The following is a 9,025-nucleotide window of genomic DNA, read 5'->3' on the forward strand; positions in this document are numbered from 1 at the left end:
CTACATCGCAAAATAATTGTGTTAATTTCATGGAGGTAGGTTGTTGTGGAAAAATTGATGTTGGAATCACTATTTTTCCTGTTTTTACAAAAACCTGCCTACTTTTTCTTATCCCGAACTGAGGTTATAACAAATTGTATCGTATTGTTTAACTGCCCGAGTGATAAATAGGCAATCGGATTGTAAGTCCTTGTTGCCCTGATTGCGGTCGTAAGTTGACGCTCGATCATATTTAAGGACATATCAATTTTACGGTATTCCGCTGGACAATAAAAAACCCGCTAAGCCTTGTGACTTGCGGGTTTAACGATCCAAACAGATTCAAAGAAGTCCATAAGTGGCGGAGAGAGAGGGGTTCGAACCCTCGATACGTTGCCGTATACACACTTTCCAGGCGTGCGCCTTCGACCACTCGGCCATCTCTCCTGCTATCTTTTTTAACGGTAGTCTTTGCTAAGCCGGAAAGAATAATGCAGATTGCCTTTTGGTGCAATGACTTTTAGCCAGTGCTGTCTTCGGCCAGGGCTTCCAGCTCATCCCATCTTTTATAAATCTGTTCCAGTTTTGTCTCGGTTTTTTTCAGTTCATCCAAAGTCCTGGCTACTGAATTTTGGTCTTTTTTATAAAATTCGGGCGCGCTGATTTGCTGATTTAAATCTGCCTGTTTTATTTCCAGCGCTTCAATCATCTGCGGCAATTTATCCAGTTCCTGCTGATCTTTAAACGACAGCTTTTTCTTTTTGAGGCCCGCTGATTTTTCCTGTTTGACGGGTTCGGGCATTTTTTTTGCGGCTCCAGTCTGTTTTATTTGTTTTCTATGGTTTATCCAGTCGGAATAGCCGCCAATAAACTCCCCGACTTTGCCGCTTCCATCCAGAACAAAAACGCTGGTGACTACATTATCCAAAAAAGCTCGATCGTGGCTCACCAATAATAAAGTGCCGTCAAAAGCAACCAGTTTTTCTTCCAGCAGTTCCAGGGTTTCCAGATCCAGATCGTTGGTAGGTTCGTCCATGACGATAAGGTTTGCCGATTTGGTAAACAGTCGCGCCAGCAGCAATCGGTTTTTTTCGCCGCCCGATAAGCTTTTTACCGGAGAACGTGCTCTGGCCGGGGCAAACAGAAAATCGCCCAGATATGACATCACGTGTCGTTTGTTGCCGGCAATTTCGACAAAATCATTGCCATCGGCGACGGTATCGGCAACGGTCATGTCAGGGTCGAGCTGTTCGCGCAGCTGATCGAAATAGGCAATTTCCAGTCTTGCGCCCTGCTCTACCGTGCCGCTGTTCGGCTCCAGCTGTTTCAGCAACAATTTCAATAGGGTCGATTTACCCGCGCCGTTAGGACCCAGCAAGCCAATTTTATCGCCCCGTTGAATCAGCGTGGAAAAATGATCAACTATCAGCCTGTCCTCATAGCCGAAACAAATATTATTGACTTCCATCACTTTTTTACCGGAAGCGTCGCCCCGTTCCAATGCCATCCTGGCCGTTCCCTGCACATTGCGGCGCTGGGCGCGTTCATTACGCAGTTTTTCCAAAGCTCTGACCCGGCCTTCGTTGCGGGTGCGGCGGGCTTTTACACCCTGTCTTATCCAGGCTTCTTCATCCGCCAGTTTTTTATCAAATTCGGCATTCTGGTTCGCTTCATCCTCTAGGGCGGCGGCTTTGCGGCGTAAATAATCGTCGTAATTGCCGGGCCAGGAAACCAGATTGCCGCGATCCAGATCAACAATCCGGGTCGCCAGTTTTTGCAGAAATGAACGGTCATGCGTCACGAATAACACCGCCCCTTGAAAATTCAGCAGCTGATCTTCGAGCCAGGTAATACTTTCAAAATCCAGATGATTGGTCGGCTCATCAAGCAGCAAGACTTCCGGCTCTATAACCAAAGCCTTGGCCAAAGCCACGCGCCGCTTCCAGCCGCCCGATAAGTCACTGATTTTCAAATCGCCGGGCAAATCCAGCTTGCTTAAAGTAGTTTCAACCCGCTGCTGAAAATGCCAGCCGTTATGCGCTTCCAGTTTGTGCTGCAAATCGCCCAGCTCGTTTAATGCCTTATCGTCATCATAATCCATCGATAAAGACAGCGCGTGATAGCGGGTAATCCATTCGCCTAATTCACCCAAACCGCTCGCGACGGCATCATAAATAGTTGCCTCATCCGGCAATTCGGGCGCTTGCTCCAGCCATGCCAGTTTCAGTTCCGGCTGCCGCCAGATATCGCCATAATCGGCATGGACGTTGCCGGCAATAATCTTCATTAAGGTTGATTTACCTTCGCCATTACGGCCTAACAAACCCACTCTTTCTCCGGCATCCAGCTGAAAATCGGCATTCTTCAATAAAGCGTGTGTTCCATAGGCAATGGAGATATTGGTTAAGCGTAATAAAGGCATTATAGAGTTTCTTGGTAGGGTAAATAGGGGGTTAAACTTACATTATATAGAATATTGAGCTTATCTTGATCACATGATTATATGAATAGCCACGAACAGAGACATCGCAACGCGCATTTAAATGATAAGGCGCTGTTCGACAACCGGCAATTGCTTAAGTTGCAGGATGCGGTTTATGAACTCTGCTGGCTGCTTAATCGCGGCTATGCAAGAGATTCAGCTATGCAACTGGTAGCCGATCATCATCAGATTAACAAGCTGCAACGCCTCGTAGTTTCCAGAGCCGCCTGTTCACGGTTCAACCGGGAGGCGAGAAAAGCCAAGTGCCTGCCGATTGAAAAAATCAAGGGCCGGCCATTGGTTATTGACGGATTTAATCTGATTATTACTGTTGAAACAGCCATGGCGGGAGGATTGCTGCTGCGTTGCTGCGATGGCTGTATACGCGATATTGCCAGCGTTCACGGCACTTACCGGCAGGTGAATGAAACCCGGCAGGCCATTGAACTCATCGGCAATGCCGTGCAATCCTTCGCGCCTGAAAGTGTGCTGTGGTTATTTGATAAACCGGTTTCCAACAGCGGACGACTGGCGGCAATGATACGGAATATTGCCGAAATCCAGGGCTGGAACTGGCAGGCAGAGCTGGTTGAAAGTCCGGATCAGGTTATTTCAGGCAGCGAAAAAATCGCTATTACTTCCGATTCAGCGATACTGGACAGGACGCTGCAGTGGGTAAACCTGGGCGCTTATCTTATGACAACCTATTTTCCTGAAGCCTGGCGGATTGATTTTTCAGGCGCACTGGATAAACCTGGACAAACCACGCCGTAAAATCCAGCTGTTCGGCTATGCGGGTGTTGACTCTGGGAAATACCAGGCCGCCATGCCATACAACCCAATCGCCAGAACTACCAGCACAGTAACTCCAAACTGCATCGCAATCAGGGTGGCCAGTATGGCGCTGATGACTGAGGCGCAGCCGTTAATGCCCCAGACCCAGGGTATCAATGCCGGGGCCCTTTGACTGATTCCAGCCAGCCCCATTGGAAACGGCATGCCCATAAAAAATCTCAGCGGCGCTATCAACAGAATGGAAAACAGATAGCGGCTCAGATTACCCATTTCCAGCAGAAATCCGGTTAGGAATTCAAGACTCAGGATATAACTGATGCTGAGCAATGATATGGCTGCTGCGGGCAACATAATCGCCGATCTTGCCGCACTCGATGATAATTTTTTCGAGACATGGCTGCCCGCCCCCGCTGCCAGTAAAAATGTGCTCAGCACCACGGTAATGGCATAAAGCGGATGATGCAGGATCAGGATAAATTTCTGAATAAAGGCGATTTCAATAAACAGAAAAGCCAACCCCAGGCAGAAAAAATACACGAGAATGCGCAGATGGCTTCCTGATCCGGGTTTCACGTCAGGCACTCCTGCCTGACGCCCTTCGGGTAAATGCAAATCCGTTCCGGACGGATTAGTCACGTCAGGCACTCCTGCCTGACGCCCTTCGGGTAAATGCAAATCCGTTCCGGACAAATTTGTGATGCCCAGTTTGCTTTTTCCCAGCCAGAGCGGCAACGCTATCAGCAACAGGCTGGCGAGTATGGCTTGCAGCAGCGCCGCGATTAATAGTAAATAGCCGCTTTCCAGTAAAAAGATCCCACCGCTGCCTAATAAAGATACAATCTCGGTCAAGGTTCGCCATTTAAAAAAATGGAAAAAGTAGGGCTTATCGTCTGTTGCAGGTTCGATATTGAATTTGTAGTCCTCAATAAAGGCCTTGCCTTGATCACTCAGTAATGCTGTGGCCGCCTGGTACAGATAAGGCTGTTGCTGAATATTAAAGCGGTTGGCTTCCCGGGCCGATATGCCCGGATAGTAAACCGGGTCAAAACTGCGGTCGTTGCAGAACTGCTTTAACCGACTGATTTCCTCTGGGGTTACAACGCCGTTTTTGACCAGCAGCGTGCTGGTTTGCCAACTGCGTATCATGATGATTTGCAGGCCCGGCGGCTGGGCGCCGGTCTGCTTAAGCGCATTAATAACCGTAGCCAACAGTTTAGGCTCATCGCGCGGCGGGATTTTAATCCAGCGGGTAATGCCAAGATAACCGCCCGGGCTTACATGCCGCAGATAATCCTGTATGGCCTGCTCGGTATAAAGATAAGTTTCAGCCAATGAATAAAGGCCGCCCGCCGAGGCGCCGAAAGCATCCAGCAATGAAATATTAATCAGGTCATAGCTTTTATCTGCGGTGGCTGCAAACCCGCGGGCTTCACCTACATGCAAAGTAACATTGGCGCTGTCATATAGGTGGCCTGCAAAATCGGCATATTTTACCTTAACCAGGTCGATAACTTGCGGGTTCAGTTCAACCGCATCGATGTGCTTAACAGCGTGATAGTTTGCCTGCAGAATATCACTGCCGGTACCGGCGCCGAGAATCAGGATATCGGCAAGCTGCTTTAAATGATAAGGCAAAGCCGATGTGGTTTGATCGAGGTAACTGACCGTTTCAGGATGGCCATTGTATCGGGTAATGGCCGTCATATTGTCGGCATCGGTAAAAACGGCAAGCTGCTCCGGCGGTTCTGTCGCGGCATTAAGACTCAGACCTGGCGCATGGCGCAGCGGCGCAACAGTGCTTTCCACAACATCAAGTAACCCTAAAGGACTGGAATTGCGGTCAATAACTCTGGCGCCGGGAATTTGCAGCAACTGGTTCAGGCTTTTATACTGAGAAATATTCAGCCTGATTGACTCTGCCGGAGCAAAAGTAAGCACCGTTCCTATGATTATCGAGAAGATAATCCAGGGCTTCATAACGGGCTGCTGTTCCCGAAAGGCGTACGACACTATCAGGGCCGCGAGAATACCTGCCAAGCTCAGCACGGTTAATATTTTTTGCGGAAACACCATAAACAGCAGCAGGATAATACCGACACTGCCGATACCCGCTCCACACAGATCGGCCGCGTAAATAGAAGACACCTGCTGCTGATAGCGATAAAAGGACAAACCGACGACATTGGCCGCAAAAAAGAAAGGCAGCGTCAAAACCAGATAGACAGCGCACAAATACAACGCTTGCACAGGCGCCCATAGGATTTCAGTCGGATTAAACGGTATTTGCTGGGCCAGCAGAAAACAGGCGGGTGCTGAAAAACTGAACAACAGCAGGTTAGTCATGATTACCACAGGAAAATGAGCGACTAAGCGGTCGCGGTTCAGCGCCAGAAAAACCCCGCTAATGCCATATCCCAACAGCGCCAGGCTGATAATCATATAAGCAAAATGATGCCATTGGATAATCGAAAACAGGCGCATCAATAAAATCTCATACGCCAGTGCAGAAGCCGAGGTAATGGCGATAGCAGCTAATAATGAGAAGCTTGGCTTTATCGTCATTGTTAATGTTTCCCGGTGAGAGGAACAAATCTTACCGGTATGATTTGTTGCGTGGATATCTTGCCATCGCCGGCTTTGCTCACTAACACCAGATACTGCGTCATAAACTGAGCGCCTACCGGTATAATCATACGCCCGCCGGGCTTTAGCTGTTTTATTAACGGCGGCGGTATGTGGCTTGCGACCGCAGTCACCACAATGCCGTCAAAAGGCGCTGCTGTTTCCCAACCGTAATAACCGTCGCCGGTTCGGGTATGAACATTGGCATAACCTGCTCGCTTAAGGTTTCCTGCCGCCTGTCGGCTCAACTCTTCAATAATTTCTATGGTGTAGACACTGTCGACAAGCTCCGCGAGAATGGCGGCCTGATAGCCCGAGCCGGTGCCGACTTCCAAAACGCGGTCAGTTTTTTTCGGCTTAAGCAGTTCCATCATAATCGCGACGATATAAGGCTGGGAAATAGTCTGCCCATAACCGATAGGAAGCGGCCTGTTTTCATAGGCATAGAGACGTTCGCTCTCGGGCACAAACTCATGCCTTGGCACCTTGCCTATAGCGTCAAGCACCCGCTCGTCAAGCATGTCCTGCCCCAGGAAATCACGCGTCCTGAGCACATCGTCCTTAATGATGTTGACCAATGCTTGACGCTGCTGCTGAAAATCTTCGGCTATGGCCTGACTGGAAAACAACAACAGAGCGAGACCGACGATAAGAGGCCAACCTTCAAATTGCGCCTTCTTTTTCATATCACCACCTCCCGAGGCCGTCAGTTAACAAGGGGCTATATCTTTGCCTGTCAGTTTTGGCCACAGTCTATGATTCGGATTATCAATCGACCATCTGCAGAAGTGTTTGTTCGAAAATATCAAAAGCAAGTTTGCTAACTAATGGGTTACATATAAACTTTAGCCAAAATGAAGAAGTGAGGTTCCCGCAATTTTTTTAAGAAACGTCACCTTGCAGGAATTACCAGGGTTTGCTACAGGGATGTTAACTCAGAGATTAGTGAAGTTATGAGCCACATCCCTGTGTTATAGATACCGGCACCCATCTGTCTGGAACTGATTTACATTAACCTAAAGCGCGTCGGGCAGGAAAGCCCGGACTGACCCGTTAAAGCGTAGCGAATCCATGCCGGTAGAAGGCTACTTGAAACGGCTAATAGCTCGGCTTTAAGTTATGCATTAATCGGGATAACTCACTATCAGGCGATACTGAGCATTTTATTAGCGTAGTCTTTACCTGATGTGGCAGGAGGCAAGAACTTACCCTCTTGTTTATAAAGCTCGATGGTTTCCTCGACTATTTCGCACAGTTCTGCGAAAACCTGTTTTTCATCACTGCCGTGACAGCCGCAGTAAAAAAGCCCACGGCAGCTGCCTACAAAACACTGATCTTCTTCTGACCACTCCATAATTTTGACATAACGATTTTTTTCATTCATTTCTTTGACTCCTCTATTGCTGCCTGAACAGCTCTTTCTTGATATTTTCGGGCATCACTTCCAGGTTGCCCCGAAATTACAACCGGTTTCATCACAGTCGGATGTATAAAGGTTCTATGACTTCCTTTTTCTCCACGGTTAACAAAAACAGCCCTTTCAAGCTTGCCGATCAATTCTCTTATTTTCTTGGGCATCAATGATTATTTTTTAAAATGCAAACACCCGAAATAGTTAGGCAGGTTTTTCACCTGTCACTACCAGGATAGGCACGGCAAAATGTATCTCATTATCCTGTAGATGAACGTGAATGCCCATTCGATCCAATTCAAGATCGGCCTTAAACATCTAGCGGATTTTTTTCGCCTCGCCTGGATTTGGAAAAGAGGCTTTCAATTGCTGTTCAAGCTCCCCCTCTACGAACGGAATTGCCTCTTGAGAGAATTGATCGATAATGGTTTGATTATGTTCTGTTGTGTCCTGCATGTGAATCCTTTGTTGCTAACGCCAAGCTCAGCGGCAAAGCGTTAGCGGAGTCCGCTGGAGTGTTGGGTTAGGCTGTTCGTACGCTTGGCTACCTCAATGAGATAACGTAACGCTTCATTAACGGCTTCGGCATTTGGAAATGCAGCAATCACGTCAGGCTCTAAACGAACGGTATCACAAAACCTTTTGCGCCCCGGTCCCAGTTTCCTTACTTGTAATTTTTGCAAATCATAGTCAGGCCGTAATTCATCTTCTATTTCATTCTTGTTCATAGGCTTTCCGCTCCGATAGCGTTGCTTCTCTAGCACTGATTAATCGAATATTATTGTTACGCTCCATATAGGAAACAAACAATAATCTCCGGTGGGCCGATTCACCCAACAGGATAAAACGGCGTTCTCCGAAGGAATGGTCAGGGTCATAGAAATCCACATACAATGGATCATCAAAAACTGTTTTTGCCTCTTCAAAAGAGACGCCATGCTTTGACAAATTTGCTACCGCTTTGTTTTTATCCCAGTCATATTTCATTGAAGTCATATCCTTGGCACAGATCAATACAACTATATCTGCATTCCTTCCTTTTTGGCAAGTATCCGCATCTCCAAGTCACGGCTGACGCGTTCCACCTCGCGTGGATTAAGCTTGATTCTCAGAGAGCCAAGCTATTACTTCAACGACATTTTTATCTGGAGGAAAGACAGGATAAAAGCACTTTTTAATCACGTCATCTTTAAGAATGAGCGTCAATCTTTTGATTAATTTTAAACCGCCAGCTTCAAGTAGAGGCAATTTCAAAGCTGAGGAAAAAGAATTATCGGTATCGCTCAAAAGCGGATAAGGCAACCTTAAACGATTAGATGCTTCTTTTTGTGCTTCTGATGTTTGAGTGCTTATGCCGTAAACGCCTACGCCATTACGTTTGAGCTCGGTGTAATTGTCACGATACGAGCATGCTTGAGGTGTACATCCAGCTGCACCAGGAATTTGAACCCAGCCTTCGGGGATGGAAAATCCGGGGCTACCTGTCATTGGATAGCAGAAAATTACGTTCCAGCCGAACAAGCAGGATAGATTAATTTCTTGATCATCGGTTGACCATAGAGAAGCGTTGGGCATCAGCATGTTTTCCAGATGCTCACACGCACCATCATCTAAGAAGCTGTTTGGAAATTATCGCGTCAAGCCAAACGATTCACCATGATGCGAGTCATGGCGATGTAAATCCAAGCTTCGTCGATGCGAGTCAGTCGTTCGTAGGCTTTACTGAGACGACGCGA

At 47.6% G+C, this 9,025-nt stretch carries 10 protein-coding genes and 1 tRNA gene; 1 reads left to right on the forward strand and 10 read right to left on the reverse strand.

Features of this window, described 5'->3' with window-relative positions:
* Positions 1 to 338: 338 nt before the first annotated feature.
* Positions 339 to 426 (reverse strand) — tRNA-Ser (locus HUX64_RS18115).
* A 73-nt stretch (positions 427 to 499) separates the two neighbouring features.
* The gene (locus HUX64_RS18120; RefSeq protein ID WP_174627592.1) at positions 500 to 2,401 is read right to left on the reverse strand and encodes an ATP-binding cassette domain-containing protein; all 1,902 of its coding nucleotides are present in this window, start codon (positions 2,399 to 2,401) and stop codon (positions 500 to 502) included.
* An 81-nt stretch (positions 2,402 to 2,482) separates the two neighbouring features.
* Between HUX64_RS18120 and HUX64_RS18125 the strand changes: the two genes are divergently transcribed.
* Positions 2,483 to 3,235, forward strand: a complete 753-nt coding sequence (locus HUX64_RS18125) for a DUF434 domain-containing protein (protein ID WP_174627593.1) — start codon at positions 2,483 to 2,485, stop codon at positions 3,233 to 3,235.
* Between the two features lie 15 nt (positions 3,236 to 3,250).
* Here HUX64_RS18125 and HUX64_RS18130 read toward each other — a convergent pair whose 3' ends face one another.
* The 8 genes from HUX64_RS18130 to HUX64_RS18165 form a co-directional block, all read right to left on the reverse strand.
* On the reverse strand, positions 3,251 to 5,818 hold the full coding sequence (locus HUX64_RS18130; protein ID WP_174627594.1) for a spermine/spermidine synthase domain-containing protein: 2,568 nt from the start codon (positions 5,816 to 5,818) through the stop codon (positions 3,251 to 3,253).
* A 2-nt stretch (positions 5,819 to 5,820) separates the two neighbouring features.
* Positions 5,821 to 6,564, reverse strand: a complete 744-nt coding sequence (locus HUX64_RS18135; protein WP_174627595.1) for a protein-L-isoaspartate(D-aspartate) O-methyltransferase — start codon at positions 6,562 to 6,564, stop codon at positions 5,821 to 5,823.
* Positions 6,565 to 7,022: 458 nt separating this feature from the next.
* Positions 7,023 to 7,262: a hypothetical protein gene (locus HUX64_RS18140; RefSeq protein ID WP_174627596.1), complete on the reverse strand. Its 240-nt coding sequence runs from the start codon at positions 7,260 to 7,262 to the stop codon at positions 7,023 to 7,025.
* On the reverse strand, positions 7,259 to 7,456 hold the full coding sequence (locus HUX64_RS18145; protein WP_174627597.1) for a type II toxin-antitoxin system HicA family toxin: 198 nt from the start codon (positions 7,454 to 7,456) through the stop codon (positions 7,259 to 7,261). Before HUX64_RS18145 ends, HUX64_RS18140 begins: the two co-directional genes overlap by 4 nt.
* 151 nt (positions 7,457 to 7,607) lie before the next feature.
* The gene (locus HUX64_RS18150) at positions 7,608 to 7,745 is read right to left on the reverse strand and encodes a hypothetical protein (protein ID WP_174627598.1); all 138 of its coding nucleotides are present in this window, start codon (positions 7,743 to 7,745) and stop codon (positions 7,608 to 7,610) included.
* 41 nt (positions 7,746 to 7,786) lie between these two features.
* Entirely contained in the window at positions 7,787 to 8,017 is a 231-nt protein-coding gene (locus HUX64_RS18155; protein WP_174627599.1) for a hypothetical protein, read from the reverse strand.
* Positions 8,004 to 8,276 (reverse strand): BrnT family toxin, encoded by a 273-nt coding sequence (locus HUX64_RS18160; RefSeq protein WP_174627600.1) that lies wholly within the window; start codon positions 8,274 to 8,276, stop codon positions 8,004 to 8,006. The genes HUX64_RS18155 and HUX64_RS18160 overlap by 14 nt, the downstream gene beginning before the upstream one ends.
* A gap of 108 nt (positions 8,277 to 8,384) precedes the next feature.
* A complete protein-coding gene (locus HUX64_RS18165) occupies positions 8,385 to 8,864 on the reverse strand; it encodes a peroxiredoxin (protein ID WP_246247126.1) in 480 nt (159 codons plus the stop codon).
* Between the last annotated feature and the right edge of the window lie 161 nt (positions 8,865 to 9,025).

The organism is Candidatus Methylobacter favarea (assembly GCF_902806695.1).
GTDB classification, from domain to species: Bacteria; Pseudomonadota; Gammaproteobacteria; order Methylococcales; family Methylomonadaceae; genus Methylobacter_B; species Methylobacter_B favarea.